This is a genomic window from Pseudarthrobacter sp. efr-133-R2A-89 (assembly GCF_030209315.1).
Lineage (GTDB): Bacteria > Actinomycetota > Actinomycetes > Actinomycetales > Micrococcaceae > Arthrobacter.
Window position 1 is genome coordinate 230020 of the sequence record NZ_JARVSE010000006.1, and the last position, 15689, is coordinate 245708.

Sequence of the window (15689 nt, forward strand, 5' to 3'; positions counted from 1 at the left end):
GGGCCTGCCGGAGCTGGGTGGCTAACGATCGTAGATCGTTAGCCACCCAGCGTAGGGGCGGGGCCCCCTCATCCGCGGAGGCGTTGGGGTAATGCTACGCAGGGACGGCGACGATGACCTGGGCGGCGCGGAGCACGCGGTCTCCTGATTTGTAGCCGGAGCGGAGGACCTGGCTGACGGTGTCAACCTCGATGTCTTCGCCGGGCTGCTGGATCAGGGCTTCGTGGATCGTGGGATCAAACTCCACGCCGGTCTCGTTGATCCGGACCAGGCCGTAGGTCTTCAGCGCGTTCTCCAGCTTGGTGGCGATCGCTGCGAAGGGCCCGTCGGTGAGGTCGCCGTGCTGCCGTGCGGCGTCGACGTCGTCCAGGACCGGGAGCAGGGAGTTCAGGACGCCGATGACGGCCATCTCTCCGGCCACGGCGCGGTCCCGTTCCACCCGCTTGCGGTAGTTGACGTACTCGGCCTGGAGGCGGAGCAGGTCGTTGCGCAGTTCGGCGGCCTCGGCGTTGCCGGCTGCTGCCGGAGCCCCCTGGGCCACGGATTCCTCTGCGGGCACGTCCACCCCGTTGAGGATTTCCTCTGCCTGGGCCAGTGCGTCGCCGTCGGAATCGACCGCGCCCTGCTGGTGGCCGGCGCCCGGGGCGTGGCCGCCTTCGGGGTGCCGGGCCTGGCCGGTCACCGGGTCAACCTTGCGGTTGTCCCGGATGACCGGTTCGCCGTTGCCCTGCTTGGCGTCATGGTTCGCGGATGAGTTGTGCTCTTCCTCGTTACCGTGGTGCGGCATGGCTACTTCTTCGCTTCGTCTTCGTCGATGATCTCGGCGTCGACGATGTCCTCATCGGCCTTGCTGCCCGCAGAGGCACCCGGGGCACCCTCGGCACCTGCAGCGCCGGCACCGTCCGGCGAACCGGCCTGCGAGTAGATGGCTTCGCCCAGCTTGGTCTGCGAGGCCTGCAGCTTCTCGAACGCGGCCTTCACTGCGGCGTCGTCGGTGCCTTCGAGGGCCTTCTTGAGGCTGTCGACGTCGCCCTGGACCTCGGTCTTGACCTCTGCGGGCAGCTTGTCCGCGTTGTCGGCGATCAGCTTGTCCACGGAGTAGGCGAGCTGCTCGGCAGTGTTGCGGGTGTCGGTTGCCTCGCGGCGGGCCTTGTCCTCGGCTGCGTGCTCCTCGGCGTCACGGACCATGCGGTCAATGTCTTCCTTGGAGAGGCTGGAACCACCGGTGATGGTCATGGACTGTTCCTTGCCGGTGCCCTTGTCCTTCGCGGAGACGTGGACGATGCCGTTGGCGTCAATGTCGAAGGTGACCTCAACCTGGGGGACGCCGCGCGGAGCCGGCGCGATGCCGGTCAGTTCGAACGTGCCCAGCGGCTTGTTGTCGCGGGTGAACTCGCGTTCGCCCTGGAAGACCTGGATGGCCACGGACGGCTGGTTGTCGTCCGCCGTGGTGAAGGTCTCGGACCGCTTGGTGGGGATGGCGGTGTTGCGCTCAATCAGGTGCGTCATGACGCCACCCTTGGTTTCGATGCCGAGGGACAGCGGGGTGACGTCGATCAGGAGGACGTCCTTGCGCTCACCCTTCAGCACACCGGCCTGCAGGGCTGCGCCGACGGCGACGACCTCATCCGGGTTGACGCCCTTGTTGGGCTCCTTGCCGCCGGCCAGTTCCTTGACCAGTTCAGAGACGGCGGGCATACGGGTGGAGCCACCGACCAGCACGATGTGGTTGATGTCCGAAAGCTTGATGCCGGCTTCCTTGATGACGTCGTGGAACGGCTTCTTGGTGCGCTCCAGCAGGTCCTTGGTGAGGTCCTGGAACTTGGCGCGGGTCAGCTGCTCGTCCAGGTGGACCGGGCCGTCGGGGGTGACGGAGAGGTACTGGAGGGAGACGTTGGTGCTGGAGGAGGAGGAGAGCTCCTTCTTGGCCTGCTCGGCTGCCTCGCGGAGGCGCTGGAGGGCGATCTTGTCCTTGGACAGGTCGATGCCCTTGACCTTGAGCTGGTTCAGCAGGTAGTCGACAACGCGCTGGTCCCAGTCGTCGCCGCCCAGGCGGTTGTCACCGGCGGTGGCGCGGACCTGGATGGTGGAGAAGTTGTCTTCGTCCTTGCCGACTTCCAGCAGGGAGACGTCGAAGGTGCCGCCGCCGAGGTCGAAAACGAGGATGAGTTCGTCTTCCTTGCCCTTGTCCAGGCCGTAGGCGAGGGCTGCGGCGGTGGGCTCGTTGACGATGCGCAGGACGTTCAGGCCTGCGATCTCGCCGGCTTCCTTGGTGGCCTGGCGCTCGGCGTCGTTGAAGTAGGCCGGGACGGTGATGACGGCGTCGGTGACCTTTTCACCCAAGTAGGACTCGGCGTCGTTCTTCAGCTTCATGAGGATACGCGCGGAGATTTCCTGCGGGGTGTACTTCTTGTCGTCGATCGCGACGGTCCAGTCGGTGCCCATGTGGCGCTTGACGGAGGCGATGGTGCGGTCGATGTTGTTGACGGCCTGGCGCTTGGCGATCTCGCCGACCAGGACTTCGCCGGACTTGGAGAATGCAACGACCGACGGCGTGGTGCGGCCACCCTCGGCGTTGGCAATAACGGTGGGCTCGCCACCTTCGAGAACGGAGACGACGGAGTTGGTGGTTCCGAGGTCGATACCTACTGCACGTGACATGTGTTGCTTCCTTCTTTCCTTGGAAACTGGGTGGCGCCCAATGATTGAGCGTTCTGGGCTCAACTTTACTCAGGCACCACCAGATGTCAACACAACTTGAGCGAACTACGCTCAACTTTGCTCACGGCGTACAAACAAGGGTGCACGACGGCGGCCCGTCGCACTCGGCGCGGAGGCTTCAGTCCGGGGCGGGCGCGTCCAGCACGGCCGCGAGCAGCCCGGGGAAACGCACCTCGAGGTCCTCCGCGCGGAGGGTCAGGCGGCGGCCGCGGCCGTTGGCCTCGTTCCGGATCACGCCGGCCTCGCGCAGCACCTTCATTAGGTGGGACTTGGTGGACTTGGGCATGTCCGGGTTGCTCAGGGCACACTCGGCCATGTCAAGGGGGCCGGCGCGCAGCTGGCGCGCGATCTCCAGCCGGTCAGGGTCGCTCAGGGCAAAGAGCACACTTGGCAAATATAGGTCCGCGCGTTCGGGATGGGGGAGGTTCGCCTGTGTAGCCACAGTTCGACTTTAGTTGAACCATTGGCGCACTGCCAGTAGGCTGAGGTTTCGATTATTTTCGAACCAACCCCACCCTACGCAGAAGGCGGCACGTTTTGACGCACTCCCCCGCAGTCCGGCCCCAAGAGGCACGCCGGCGGCTGGGCTTTGCCCTGATCGCGGCTGCCACGGCAGCGATGATGGCCGGGGCCAGCGCTCCGTCGCCTTTCTACCCCACACTGCAGGAGCAGCTGCACCTGCTGCCCGTGGCAACCACCGGGATCTTCGCCGTGTACGCCATGGCGCTGCTGGCGGCCCTGCTGGTTTTCGGCTCCATTTCGGACCACCTGGGCCGCAGGCCGGTGATCAGCGCAGCCTTCATCCTGCTCGCCTCCAGCGTCACGGCCTTCCTGGTGGCCGATTCACTGGCCATGCTCCTGGTGGCCCGCGTGCTGCAGGGCATCGCCAGCGGCATCCTGCTGACCACGCTCTCGGCCGCGATCGCGGACCTGGAAGCGGAGGACGACCCGGGCTCGAGCGCAGCCTGGAACACCGTGGCGCCGCTGGGCGGCCTGGCACTGGGCGCCCTGGCATCCGGACTGCTGCTGGACCTGCTGGCTGAGCCGCGCACCCTGGTGTTCGTTTCGCTGACCGGCCTGTACGTGGTGTTCGCCGCGCTGGTGTGGGCCGCCCCCGAAACCTCGCCCCGGACCCCCGGGGTGGTGGCCTCGCTCAAGCCGCACCTGACCCTGCCGGCCGCCGCCCGCCGCGGATTCATCACCGGCGCCCCGGCCGTCTTTGCCGGTTGGGCCACGGGCGGGCTGTACCTGTCGCTCGGCGCCGCGATCGTCCACACCACCTTCGGCATCCGCGAGCACCTGTGGCAAGGAATGGTGATCACCATCCTGGCGGGCACCGGAGCCGCCACAGCTGCAGTCCTGCACCGGTTCGGAGCCCGCACCATCACCATTTTCGGCACCACGGCCCTGGCCCTGGGAACTGCGTTGTCCCTGCTGGCCATCGGTCTGGGCTCGTTCGGCCTGTTCCTGGCGGCCGTTGTGGTGGCCGGAGCAGGTTTTGGCACGGCTTTCATGGGCGTGATCCGGTCCATCAGCCCCCTGGTGGAGGACCACGAACGCGCAGGCACCTTTGCCTCGCTCTTCGTGGTGGCGTATACGGCATTCGGCGTTCCGGCAGTGCTGGCCGGCCTCCTGGCTCCCGTACTGTCCCTCCCGGTCACCACCTACGCGTATGGCGGCGTGGTGACGGTCCTGGCCGCGGTGGCTGCGATCAGCCGCGCCCGCAGCAAGGACGCCGAACCGGCGGGGGACGCCACGGTAGCGGCACCGGACGCCGGGATCCACTCGGGCAACACGGAAGACGTCGCTGCAGGAGCGGTTCCGGAATCCGCGGGCCGCTAGCCGCGCCGTTGCGATAAAGGGGCGAAGCGGGCCGCACAGGATGCGGCCCGGGAGGAGTCCTTACCGGTCGGAGTCCGGGCGGCCGTGCAACGGTCCCCGATCCTCCGCGGTCGACTGGACCTGGCCGTCGGTCAGGCCGTCGCGGATTGCTTCCTCCGTGCGCGCGCCTCCCGTGGTTCCGGCGTCGCCGTAGTTGCCTTCCTCGTATTCGCCGTCGGCTTCGCGTTCCGGCTCGTTGAGGGTGCCCGCGGCTCCGTAGTCCCCGTCCACGTACTGACCGCCTTCCCCTTCCAGGCCCGGGGCGCCGCTGCCCTTGCGTGGTTCCTCGGCTGCAACTTCAGGGTTCTCAGTCATGGTGCATCTCTCCTTCGAGGCTCCGCGTCCGTGCGGGCGCACTGGCAGTCTACCGAGGCCCCCTGGCCGCCAACAGGGCCAGGCCTACCCGTCATCGCGGGGCGCGCGCAGCTGCAGTCCCGCCACGCCGGCCAGGACGGCAAGGTGGTGGTCGAAAAGTTCCGCCGGGGCGCTGAAGGTGTCCGGCCCGTACTGGTTGAAGGCCTCGAAGCTGACGGCGCCAAACAATGCGCTCCACACCAGGACTCCCCGGGCCACGAGTTCCTCGGGGACGGTAAGGCCGAACTGCGCCCGGATGGCTTCCAGGTCAGCCTGGAGCGCGGCGGGGACCTCTGCCCGCACCGCATCCGCCACGGCAAGCCGCCCGGCCCGGAAAGCAGACTCAAGGATGCCGATCAGGGCGACGATCACCCGGGTACCGGGGACCGTGGTCCGCTCGGCGGGCGCATTGTAGCCCGGAACCGGGCTGCCGAACAAGAGCGCATAGCTTGCCGGCTCCCGCAGCGCCCAGGTCCGTACCGCGCGGCCCAAGGCCGTGAAGCGGCCGGCATGGTCATCGGCTGGAACCGCCTCGATGGCGGCGTCCACGTCGTCCCCCAGCTCATTAAAGGCATCAATCAGCAACAGCGTCAGCAGCTCATCCCGGCTTTCCACGTAGCGGTACACCGCCGAGGAGACCACTCCCAGGTCCCTGGCCACCGCCCTGAGGGACAGTGCCGCAGCCCCGTGCAGGGCCAGGTGGCGCCGTCCCAGCCGGATGATGTCGGCCACGGTCTGGGTCCGTGCCCGCTGCCTGGGCGTCAGGGCCCGGGCTGGTTCCGCCGTCGCGTCCGTCTTTTCTGTGTCCGTCACAAGCTCCAGCATGCCACAACCGAGAGCGGTGCCAACAAAGAAGAGCAGTGCTCTTGACAAAACCGCGGCAACAGCCCCAAGCTGATTGCGAGAGCACCGCTCTCGCTACAAACTTTCCCAGGAGGACTCATGGTCAGGAATTTCGTCGTTACCGGTGCGGGGCCGGTGGGCTGGACGGTTGCCGAGCAGCTCGCGGCCGATGGACACCGCGTCCGCGTGGTCACCCGGTCCGGCAGCGGGCCCGACCACCCATTGGTTGAGCGGATCACGGGAGACGCCAAGGATCCGGAAACCCTGCGGCGGCTCTTCGCCGGTGTTGATGCCGTCTTCCACTGCATCCACGGCTCGTCCTACACCGCCGCAGCCTGGGAGGCGGAATTGCCCGCAGCCGAGCAGGCGGTGTTGAACGCGGCCCACGAGGCAGGCGCCGTCGTCGTTTTTCCGGAAAGCCTGTACTCCTACAGCGAGCCGGACCGCGTGATGGCCGAGGACAGCCCGCGCCGGGCGGCCGGCGGCAAGCGCGGCGTGCGCACCCGCTTGCTGCAGGCCAGGGAGGACTCAGCTGCGACAACTGTGAGCGTGGCGGCCGGGGACTTCTTTGGCCCCCGGGTCCGGATGGCGCACGGCGGCGAGCGCATCGTTGTCCCCATCCTTGCCGGCCGCAATGTCAGCGTGGTGGGGAGCGCGAACCAGTCGCACTCCTTTACCTACGTCCCGGACCTCGCCGCCGCGATGGTCGCGGCAGCTGCCAACCCCGCTGCCTGGAACTCGGTCTGGCACGCCCCCACCGGGCCGGCCCTGACGCAGCGGGAGTTGGTCCAGGCCTTTGCCCGGGCCGCGGGCGTGCCGGCACCGAAGGTGCGCGTCCTGCCGGGCTGGGCCCTGCGGGCGGCGGCGTTGGTTTCCGCCGACATGCGGGAACTGGCGGAGCTCGGCTACCAGTTTGAGCACCCGTTCGTGATGGATTCGGCCCGTTCGGAGGCCGTCCTTGGCATCCGGCCCACCCCGCTGGACGCGGCTGCCGCCGCCACCGTGGACTGGTGGCGGCGGCAGGGCTGAGCGTCAGCGGGTGGGGACCTCCGTGCGGGGCTCGACGCCGGGCTCCCGGGATTGGGTGCCGGACCCGGCCTCCGCGCGGGCCAGCTTCCCGGGCCACCAGATCTTCGGGCCGATGTCATAGGCGAGCGCCGGTACCAACAGCGAGCGCACCAGCACGGTGTCCAGCAGCACGCCGAACGCCACGATGAAGGCCAGCTGCACCAGGAACATGATGGGGATGACACCAAGGGCGGCAAACGTTGCGGCCAGCACCACGCCTGCGGAGGTAATCACCCCGCCGGTCACGCCGAGGCCGCGCAGGATCCCGGGCCGGGTGCCGTGCTTGAGGGACTCCTCCCGGACCCGGCTCATCAGGAAGATGTTGTAGTCCACGCCCAGGGCCACCAGGAACACGAAGCCAAACAGCGGGACAGTGGCATCCGCTCCGGGGAACCCGAAGATGTTGTTGAAGACGAACGCGGACACGCCGAGCGCGGCCGCGTAGGACAGCACCACGGACAGCACCAGCAGGACCGGGGCCACAATGGAGCGCAGCAGCAGCATCAGGATGAAGAGGATCACCACGAGCACCACCGGGATGATGACCACGAGGTCATGCTGGGCAGTGGTGTTGGTGTCCAGGGCCGTGGCGGTCACGCCGCCCACCAGCGCACCGGGATCCACGGCCTTGACCTCGCTGCGGAGGGCCTTGACGGTTTCCTCGGCCTGGAGGGAGTCCGCGGCGTCGTTCAGCGTGGCGTTGATGAGGACCTTTCCGTCCCTTACGTCCGGGGTGCTGGGAGCCCCCGGCGCGCCGGTGATGGGCACGCTGCCTGGCGCCAGGAGGTAGGCCTCGCCCACGCCGTCGTCCGCTTTGACGCGGTCCAGCACTTCGGCGGCCTTGGCCTGGTCCGCAACCACGACGGCGGGGCTGCCGCTGCCGGCGTCGAAGTGGCGCGCCAGCGCGTCCTGGCCGTCAACGGCGTTGGAGGCCGTGAGGATGACGTCAGTTTGCGGCACGCCGTTGGCTTTGAGCTGCAGCAGGCCGCCGGCCGCCACCAGGAGCAGGAGGACCGACGCCACCCAGACAACCCTGGGCCGGCGGGATACCAGGGAAGCAGTGGCGCGCCACAGGCCCTTCTGGCCTTCCAGCCCGGTCACCAGCTCGGGTTCGCGCTGGTCGGCGGGGACGAGCTTGGGACGGAAGGGCCAGAACGCGGCCCTGCCCAGGAGCGCCATCAGTGCCGGCAGCAGGGTCAGCGCGGCGAACAGGGCGCACAGGATACCGGCGGCGGCAACCGGGCCGAGGGCCTTGTTGGAGTTGAGGTCCGAGAACAGCAGGCACAGCAGGGCGATGATCACGGTGGCGCCGGAGGCCAGGATGGGCTCAAAGGAGGCCTTCCAGGCGGTGAGGACTGCGGCGGTCCGGTTGGTGGTGTGGGTGAGGGCTTCGCGGAAGCGGGCCACGAAAAGCAGGGCGTAGTCCGTTGCCGCGCCGATCACCAGGATGGAGAGGATGCCCTGGCTTTGGCCGTTGAGCTGGATCCAGCCGGCCTTGGCCATGCCGAAGACCAGGAGGATGGCCGCGCAGAGGGCAAAGACGGAGGTCAGCAGCACCATGATGGGCAGCAGCAGCGAACGGTAGACGATCAGCAGGATGACGAAGACGGCGGACAGGGCCACGAGCAGCAGGATGCCGTCAATGCCGCCGAACGCGGCGGTGAGGTCGGCGGCCAGCCCTGCGGGTCCGGTCACGAAGGTTTGGGTTCCCTGCGGCGCCGCCGTGGACACCGTGTCCCGGAGTTCCTTGACGGCGTCCTTCAGTTCGGTGGAGGACCCGATGGGGACAACGAACTGGACCGCCTTGGCATCCTTGGAGGGGATCGGGCCGATTACGGCGCTGCCCAGCTTGAGGCCTTCGAGGCTGGTCTTGAGCGTGGCCAGCCCGCCCAGCTGCTCGGGGGTGAAGGCGGCGGTGTTTTCGATGACGATGATGCCGGGGACCTCGTCCGAGTCCCGGAACTTTGCCTGCCAGTCCTGCGCCTCGGTGGCTTCGGCGCTGGCGGGCAGGAAGGACGCCTGGTCATTGCTGGAGACTTCGTCCAGGCGGCCGAAAGTAGGGCCGCCCACCCCTGCCAGTCCCAGCCAGGTCACGACCAGGACGAGGGGGATGAGCCAGCGCAGCCAGAACGGGACACGCTCTTTGGCGACTTTTGTTCGTTTCATGATGCCTTCCATCCAGGGTGCCGCGAGTAGAATTGATTCCAGCATAGATTATCTCCATCATGGAGATAAGTGCCAGTCGAGCTTTTTTCGCAGATCCGCCGGTACATACAGGGCCGGGGCTCAGGCGGCTGCAGTAATATCCGTCAGTACGGTCGGGCGGAATCGGCCCGGCAGGAACGCGGACACGAATGGCTGAAGGGAGGTGGGCATGGCAGGACAGACTGCGGCAGGTCCACCGTCGTTTCCCCAGGCCGGACCGGAATTTGGCGGGCCGCCGAACCCCCTGCTTCGGCTTTTGCAGGAGTTCACCATCGAGGCGAACCGGTACGTGGACGCCGCCGGTGACCGCAAGGACATGCACCGGACGGACATGAATGCCCTGGCCGTGATCATGCGCCACACTGCAAGGGGCGAGGTGGTAACCCCCGGCGTGCTGCGGAAGGAGCTGAATCTGAGTTCCCCCGCCACCACGGCGCTGATCGACAGGCTGGACAACTCCGGGCACGTTGTCCGCGAACGGCACGCCACGGACCGGCGCCAGGTCCAACTGAAGATGACGCCCAAGGCCTTCAGGGACGGCGGCGCCATCTTTGCCCCGCTGGCGCAGCACATGGACAGTGCCATGGCGGAGTTCTCCGCGGCGGAACTGGAAACAGTGACCCGTTTCATGACCGCGATGGTCGAGGCCACCGCCGCGGCCCGGGAAGCATCCGACGACGAACAACCCAAGGGCGGGCCCCCCGGATAAGCCCCAGGATTCGCAGTGTTGGCCGCACAGGAGCGGCAACTGCAGCCCGGTTGGGAGTAGCGTTTGGTTATGAGTGCGCAGCAGCCAGGGGAAGACGTCTACACGCACGGCCACCACGAATCGGTGGTCCGCGCCCATGCCGCCCGGACCGCCGAAAATTCCGCGGCGTTCGTCCTCCCGCACCTCACGCCGGGAACAGCCCTGCTGGACGTCGGCTGCGGGCCGGGCAGCATCACCTGCGACTTTGCCGCGCTGGTCAACCCCGGTCAGGTCACCGGCCTGGACCGCTCGCCGGACGTCATCGCCCAGGCGCAGGCCCTCGCCACCGAGCGCGGCGTTCCCAACGTTGAGTTCGTTGCCGGCAATATCTACGACCTCGGCTTCGCCGACGAAACCTTCGACCTCGTCCACGCGCACCAGGTGCTCCAGCACCTCACGGACCCGGTGGAGGCCTTGCGCGAGATGCGCCGGGTGGCCAAGCCCGGCGGCATCGTGGCGGTCCGTGATGCGGACTTCCACGGAATGAGCTGGTATCCGGCCATCCCGGAACTGGACGAGTGGATGGACCTGTACCAGCGGATTGCCCGCCGCAATGGAGCAGAGCCCGACGCCGGGCGCCGGCTGGTCAGCTGGGCCCAGTCCGCGGGGTTCACCGACGTCGCCCCCAGCAGCAGCAACTGGTTGTACGCCACGGCCCAGCAGCGCCGCTGGCAGGCGCGGGTGTGGGGCGAGCGGGTGCTGCATTCAGCCTTCGCGGAGCAGGCACTGGAGTACGGGTTCGCCAACCCCGCGGACCTGGCCAGGATTTCCGCGGGCTGGCATCGCTGGGGTTCCACCGACGACGGCTGGTTCCTGATCCCCAACGGCGAAGTGATCGCCCGGGCCTAGCGCCGAAGCCGGGGCCTGCCGCCCCCTAGGATTGATGAGTGGAATTTTCCCTTTGGCTGGCCCTTGCAGGTGCCGGCGCCCTGATCAGCTTCACTCCGGGTGCCGGGGCCATCAATACCATGAGCAACTCGCTGAACGCGGGGTTCCGCCGGTCCATGTGGGGAATCCTGGGCCAGCAGGCGGCCCTGGTGGTGCATGTGCTGATTGTGGCCCTGGGCGTGGGGGTGCTGGTAGCGAGCTCACCCGTGGCCTTCAACGTGATCCGTTACGCCGGCGCCGCCTACCTGGTGTACTTGGGCATCCGCCAGTTCCTGAGCAAGCCCACGGCCGCCCGGGAGGAGGCCGCCGCCCTGCGCGATGAACCGGGGTGGTCCATCTTCCGGCGCGGCTTCTGGGTCAACCTGCTGAATCCGAAGGCGATCGTGTTCTTCCTGGCGTTCACTCCGCAGTTCATCCGGCCGGAGCAACCCCTGTTCACGCAGTACGCGGCGCTCACCGCCACCATCGTGGTCATCGACATCCTGGTGATGTGGTTCTTTTTTGCCGCAGCCGCCAGGTCCTTCCAGCGCTTCACCAACACCGAGCCGGGCCAAATCGTCCTGAGCCGGGTCTTCGGTGCGCTGTTCGTGGGCGTTGGCATCCTGCTGGCCCTGATCCACTAACGGCCAGGCGGTGGGCACCGGCGCCCGGAAGCCCTCCCCGTATGACAGCCAGTAATTCATCTTTACAAACCCGTAAAACATTGTGAACGGCCCGCTAGCCAAGACGGGCAACCAGCGCGCATGCTTAGCTTCATGAACTCAACGTCGAGCCCATACCGTGTGATCACCGTCTGCACCGGCAACATCTGCAGGTCCCCCATGGCCGAGCTCATGCTCGCGGCAGCGCTGGAACGCGAAGGGCTGGACGGGCTGGTGGAGGTGGACTCCGCCGGCACCACCGGGTACGAGGCCGGCAGGCCCATCGATCCCCGGGCCGCCCGCCGGCTGGCGGCAGCACAGTTGGCCTCCGAAAACCATGTCGCCCGGGAGTGGGACCCACGCTGGTTCAGCGAGCGCGACCTGATCCTGGCCTTGGACATCGACCATTATGCCTGGCTCACCGAAGCAGCCCCGGGCCGGGACGCCCGGAACAAGATCCGGATGCTCCGCAGCTTCGATCCCGCCATGGCCGGCCGCGATCGGCTGGACCAAGGCATCGAGGATCCCTGGTACGGCGGCCACGCCGACTTCGACGCCGTCTGGCACCAGATCCACTCCGCCCTTCCCGGGATCGTGGACCACATCAAGTCGGAGGCCCTGCGGGACACGGGACTGCAGCGGCAGGCACGCTGAAAACGGTACGCTCTAGTCCATGATCCCAGCCCCCGTCATCATCGCCATCGACGGGCGCTCCGGCGCAGGCAAGACCACCTTGGCAGTCGAACTCGCGGCCCACCTCCGCGCCCACCACAAAGTGTCCTTGTTCCACCTCGAGGACATCTACCCCGGCTGGGACGGGCTCGCGGCCGGCGTCGAACGCTATGTGTCCACGGTCCTCACACCGCTGAGCCGTGGCAAGGCCGCCACCTGGACCAGCTGGGACTGGGCCAACCATTACGACGGCGATGCCCGGGTAACGCTGCCGGCGGAGATCGTCATCGTGGAGGGGGTGGGCGCAGCGTCCGAAGCTGCCCGCCCGTTCCTGAGCGCCGTGATCTGGGCGGAAGCACCGGACGACGTCCGACGGACCCGTGCCCTGGACCGCGACGGTGACACCTACACGCCGTTCTGGGACCAGTGGGCGGCCCAGGAGGAAGAATGGCTGGGCCGCGACGACGTCCCCGGCCGGGCGGACCTGCGCGTCAACAACCGCGCCGACGGCTCCGCCCCCGCAGACCTGTTGCGGCTCCTCCCCTACCTGCCTGCGCTGGCACCGGTGCTCGCCCCGGAATTGTCCGCCCGCCGCGGCCTCCGCCTGCACGCCGAGCGCCTGGACCTGGCACCGGACGCACCGGCCCTGTTCGAAGCCCTGTACGGCCGCTCCCCGAACGCCGTTTGGCTGGACTCCTCCAACCACCGGAACGCACCGTCCGCCAGCGGTCAGCAGGTGTCCGGTCCGCAGGCGTCAGGGCACGACAGGACGGCGGCCGAGCGCAGCCGGTTCAGCATCATGGCGGACGACGCCGGCACGTTCGGGCAGTATGTCACGCACCGCGCGGGGGTTAGCCTGGTCAGCGCGGGTTCGTCCGTGGCGAAGGTTCCGGGGCCGTTCTTCCGCTGGCTGAATACGGTCTGGGGCCGGCGGGCGGTGCGGACTCCCGAGGGCTATCCGGGCGAGTTCACTTTGGGGTGGCTTGGCTGCCTGGGTTACGAACTCAAGCGCGAAACCGGCGGCAGCGACCTTTCCGCGCCCACCCCGGACGCCGCCCTGATCTTCGCCGGCCGGGCCGTGGTGCTGGACCATGCCGAAGGCACCGCCTGGCTCCTGGCGTTAGCGGCTCCGGACGCCGATGAATGGCTGGCCGGTGCGCGGGCAGCCGTGCACGCCGCCGCTTCAGCCTCCGCGACGCCCGCGGGAGCGGTTGGCGCCGGGGATGCCGGCGGCAGCACCGGCGTCGAACATCCCGGTGCGCCCGCTTTCCGCAGCCGGGACACGGGAGCCCGGTACCGGGCGAAAATCGCGGCCGCCCAGCACGAGATCGCGCAGGGAAACACCTACGAAGTCTGCCTGACCACCACCCTGGAAGCCCGGATCGCGGCGGACAGCCTGGATCCCTGGGCCACCTACCTGGCGCTGCGCCGCCGCAACCCGGCCCCGTTCGCCAGTTACCTGCGGCTGGGAGGCCTTGCCGTCGCCAGCACCTCGCCCGAGCGGTTCCTGAAGATAACGGCCGACGGCGGCATGCGCGCCGAACCGATCAAGGGCACCCGCCGCCGGGCTGCCGATCCGCAGGAAGACTCGAAACTGCGCACGGACCTGGCCACGTCCGTGAAGGACCGCGCCGAGAACATCATGATCGTTGACCTGCTGCGCAACGATCTCAGCCACTTTGCGGTGCCCGGCTCCGTGACGGTCAGCCGGCTGTGCGCGATCGAGAGTTACGCCACCGTCCACCAGATGGTCAGCACCATCGACGCCCGACTCCTTGCCGGGGCGGCCCGGGCCGAGGCGGTGGCTGCCTGCTTCCCGGCAGGGTCCATGACCGGCGCGCCCAAGATCAGCACCATGGCCATCCTGGACCGGCTGGAGGCAGGGCCCCGCGGATTCTACTCGGGGGCCATCGGGTACTTCTCGCTCAACTCGGCGACCGACCTCGCCGTCGCCATCCGGACCCTGGTGATTGACGCCTCCGGCGACGGAGCCGCGGACCTGACGCTCGGCGTCGGCGGTGCCATCACGTCGGACTCCGACCCGGACGACGAATACGACGAGATCCGCACCAAGGCCTTTGGCGTGCTCTCCACCCTGGACGCGGACTTCCCGGAGGACTGACCCCGGCTTAACGGGCCACGGCGGTCTTACTGCACCGTGGCCGTCAGCCGGGCCACGTTGTCCACGTAGCGGGCGGCCAGCGGCCGGTTCAGCCAGTCCGCCAGCTTCAACTCGTGGGAGATGTCCCGGTAGGTGTCCTCCACCGCGCGCATCTTATTGACGATGTCCTCGCCCAGGAGCATCACGGAGACCTCAAGGTTAAGCGAGAAGGAACGCATGTCCATGTTGCTGGATCCCAGGACGGCCACTTCGTCGTCGATGGTGAAATGCTTGGCGTGCAGCACGAACGGCGCCTTGTACAGGTAGATGCGCACCCCTGCCTCGAGGAGGGCTTCATAGTAGGACCGCTGCGCGTGGTGGACCAGGAACTGGTCGCCCTTTTCCGAGACGAACAGTTCCACGTCGACCCCGCGCTGCGCCGCGGTGGTGATGGCGTACAGCAGGGAGTCGTCCGGAACGAAATAGGGGCTGCAGATGGAGATCCGGTGCTGCGCGGAGTAGATGAGCGTGTTGAAGAGCCGGAGGTTGTTCTCCGTGATGAACCCGGGGCCGCTGGGCACCACCTGGGCCGTGACGTCTCCGGGCTCGGGATTCGCCGGGAGCTGCAGCTGGTGTTCCAGGGATTCGTCGGTCTCGCTCAGCCAGTCGGTGGCAAAGACGACGTTCAGGGTGGTCACGATCGGGCCCCGCAGGCAGGCCATGAGTTCCACCCATTCGCGGCCGGCCTTGCGGTGCCGCGGGTTGTTATAGGAGGGCTCGATCAGGTTCTGCGACCCCGTGAAGGCGATTTCGCCGTCCACCACCATGATCTTGCGGTGGTTGCGCAGGTCCGGCCGGCGCCATTGGCCATGGATGGGCAGGAGGGGAAGCATCCGCTTCCACTGGATCTTGCCGGCCCGGAGGCGCTTGAGCAGCTTCCGGTAGCCCTTGATGCGCAACGTGCCGATGTGGTCGAAGAGGAGCCTGACTTCCACACCCCGTTCGGCGGCCTCTTCCATGGCCGTGAGCAGGTCGTTGGTGACGTGGTCCGAGCTCATGATGTAGAACTCGGCGTTGACGAACTTCTTTGCCTTCCGCACCGCGTTGGTCATGGCCAGGATGGAGTCCGGGTACCCGGGGATGAGGTCCACGGAGTTGTTGTCCACCATGGGCAGTGATCCCAGCGTGCGGTTAAGTTCCGCTGCGGACTTCACCCACTCCGGGCCCGGGTAGTCGCTTTCGACGTCCGACAAGGCCGTGATACCGGCCCGCACGCGGTCGTTCACCAGCTCCTGCTGCGCCCGGCGGCGGCTGGACAGCTGGAAGTTGCCGAAGAGCAGGAACAGGACCAGGCCAAGGAACGGAATGAAGAAGATCCCCAGCAGCCAGGCCATGGCTGTGGTGGGACGCCTGTTGCCGGGGATGATGCCCAGTGCCAGGACCCTGATCACCAGGTCGGCAAAGCCCAGGAGCACCACAACCCACGTCGGCGCGGTGCCGGCAAGCGAAAAAGGCCACAACACGTCAATAACTCCCGGGGAGGTCGGGCTCCGGGGACGGTTCCGGC

At 67.7% G+C, this 15689-nt stretch carries 14 protein-coding genes; 7 read left to right on the forward strand and 7 right to left on the reverse strand.

Features of this window, described 5'->3' with window-relative positions:
- Positions 1-94: 94 nt before the first annotated feature.
- The 3 genes from QRM95_RS12710 to QRM95_RS12720 form a co-directional block, all read right to left on the reverse strand.
- On the reverse strand, positions 95-787 hold the full coding sequence (locus QRM95_RS12710; protein ID WP_285247940.1) for a nucleotide exchange factor GrpE: 693 nt from the start codon (positions 785-787) through the stop codon (positions 95-97).
- A 2-nt stretch (positions 788-789) separates the two neighbouring features.
- Positions 790-2661, reverse strand: coding sequence for a molecular chaperone DnaK (dnaK, locus tag QRM95_RS12715; protein WP_285247941.1), 1872 nt, complete (start codon positions 2659-2661; stop codon positions 790-792).
- 178 nt (positions 2662-2839) lie between these two features.
- Positions 2840-3163 (reverse strand): transcriptional regulator, encoded by a 324-nt coding sequence (locus tag QRM95_RS12720; RefSeq protein ID WP_285247942.1) that lies wholly within the window; start codon positions 3161-3163, stop codon positions 2840-2842.
- A 95-nt stretch (positions 3164-3258) separates the two neighbouring features.
- Between QRM95_RS12720 and QRM95_RS12725 the strand changes: the two genes are divergently transcribed.
- Entirely contained in the window at positions 3259-4563 is a 1305-nt protein-coding gene (locus tag QRM95_RS12725) for an MFS transporter (RefSeq protein ID WP_285247943.1), read from the forward strand.
- A 60-nt stretch (positions 4564-4623) separates the two neighbouring features.
- Here the strand turns inward: QRM95_RS12725 and QRM95_RS12730 are convergent, their stop codons facing one another.
- Both QRM95_RS12730 and QRM95_RS12735 read right to left on the reverse strand, forming a co-directional pair.
- A complete protein-coding gene (locus tag QRM95_RS12730) occupies positions 4624-4917 on the reverse strand; it encodes a hypothetical protein (protein ID WP_285247944.1) in 294 nt (97 codons plus the stop codon).
- An 84-nt stretch (positions 4918-5001) separates the two neighbouring features.
- Positions 5002-5769, reverse strand: a complete 768-nt coding sequence (locus tag QRM95_RS12735; RefSeq protein WP_285247945.1) for a TetR/AcrR family transcriptional regulator — start codon at positions 5767-5769, stop codon at positions 5002-5004.
- A gap of 129 nt (positions 5770-5898) precedes the next feature.
- Here QRM95_RS12735 and QRM95_RS12740 point away from each other — a divergent pair, with 129 nt between their 5' ends.
- Positions 5899-6828, forward strand: coding sequence for an NAD-dependent epimerase/dehydratase family protein (locus tag QRM95_RS12740; RefSeq protein ID WP_285247946.1), 930 nt, complete (start codon positions 5899-5901; stop codon positions 6826-6828).
- A 3-nt stretch (positions 6829-6831) separates the two neighbouring features.
- Here the strand turns inward: QRM95_RS12740 and QRM95_RS12745 are convergent, their stop codons facing one another.
- Positions 6832-9033 (reverse strand): MMPL family transporter, encoded by a 2202-nt coding sequence (locus QRM95_RS12745; RefSeq protein WP_285247947.1) that lies wholly within the window; start codon positions 9031-9033, stop codon positions 6832-6834.
- 208 nt (positions 9034-9241) lie between these two features.
- On the opposite strand from QRM95_RS12745, the gene QRM95_RS12750 reads away from it, so the two are divergent.
- From QRM95_RS12750 to pabB, 5 genes are all read left to right on the forward strand, one after another.
- The gene (locus QRM95_RS12750; RefSeq protein ID WP_285247948.1) at positions 9242-9781 is read left to right on the forward strand and encodes a MarR family winged helix-turn-helix transcriptional regulator; all 540 of its coding nucleotides are present in this window, start codon (positions 9242-9244) and stop codon (positions 9779-9781) included.
- 69 nt (positions 9782-9850) lie between these two features.
- On the forward strand, positions 9851-10669 hold the full coding sequence (locus QRM95_RS12755) for a methyltransferase domain-containing protein (protein WP_285247949.1): 819 nt from the start codon (positions 9851-9853) through the stop codon (positions 10667-10669).
- Positions 10670-10707: 38 nt separating this feature from the next.
- A complete protein-coding gene (locus QRM95_RS12760) occupies positions 10708-11331 on the forward strand; it encodes a LysE family transporter (protein WP_285247950.1) in 624 nt (207 codons plus the stop codon).
- A gap of 132 nt (positions 11332-11463) precedes the next feature.
- Positions 11464-12003: a low molecular weight protein-tyrosine-phosphatase gene (locus tag QRM95_RS12765; RefSeq protein WP_285247951.1), complete on the forward strand. Its 540-nt coding sequence runs from the start codon at positions 11464-11466 to the stop codon at positions 12001-12003.
- A 19-nt stretch (positions 12004-12022) separates the two neighbouring features.
- A complete protein-coding gene (gene pabB / locus QRM95_RS12770) occupies positions 12023-14143 on the forward strand; it encodes an aminodeoxychorismate synthase component I (RefSeq protein WP_285247952.1) in 2121 nt (706 codons plus the stop codon).
- A 26-nt stretch (positions 14144-14169) separates the two neighbouring features.
- Here the strand turns inward: pabB and cls are convergent, their stop codons facing one another.
- The gene (gene cls / locus QRM95_RS12775; RefSeq protein WP_502934961.1) at positions 14170-15645 is read right to left on the reverse strand and encodes a cardiolipin synthase; all 1476 of its coding nucleotides are present in this window, start codon (positions 15643-15645) and stop codon (positions 14170-14172) included.
- Positions 15646-15689: the final 44 nt, after the last annotated feature.

What these genes read in the sequence shown, in the direction of transcription:
- QRM95_RS12710 (WP_285247940.1), bottom strand. Translation starts at nt 787, where the DNA reads ATGCCGCACCACGGTAACGAGGAAGAGCACAACTCATCCGCGAACCAT.
- dnaK (WP_285247941.1), bottom strand. Translation starts at nt 2,661, where the DNA reads ATGTCACGTGCAGTAGGTATCGACCTCGGAACCACCAACTCCGTCGTC.
- QRM95_RS12730 (WP_285247944.1), bottom strand. Translation starts at nt 4,917, where the DNA reads ATGACTGAGAACCCTGAAGTTGCAGCCGAGGAACCACGCAAGGGCAGC.
- QRM95_RS12740 (WP_285247946.1), top strand. Translation starts at nt 5,899, where the DNA reads ATGGTCAGGAATTTCGTCGTTACCGGTGCGGGGCCGGTGGGCTGGACG.
- QRM95_RS12745 (WP_285247947.1), bottom strand. Translation starts at nt 9,033, where the DNA reads ATGAAACGAACAAAAGTCGCCAAAGAGCGTGTCCCGTTCTGGCTGCGC.
- QRM95_RS12750 (WP_285247948.1), top strand. Translation starts at nt 9,242, where the DNA reads ATGGCAGGACAGACTGCGGCAGGTCCACCGTCGTTTCCCCAGGCCGGA.
- QRM95_RS12755 (WP_285247949.1), top strand. Translation starts at nt 9,851, where the DNA reads ATGAGTGCGCAGCAGCCAGGGGAAGACGTCTACACGCACGGCCACCAC.
- QRM95_RS12765 (WP_285247951.1), top strand. Translation starts at nt 11,464, where the DNA reads ATGAACTCAACGTCGAGCCCATACCGTGTGATCACCGTCTGCACCGGC.
- pabB (WP_285247952.1), top strand. Translation starts at nt 12,023, where the DNA reads ATGATCCCAGCCCCCGTCATCATCGCCATCGACGGGCGCTCCGGCGCA.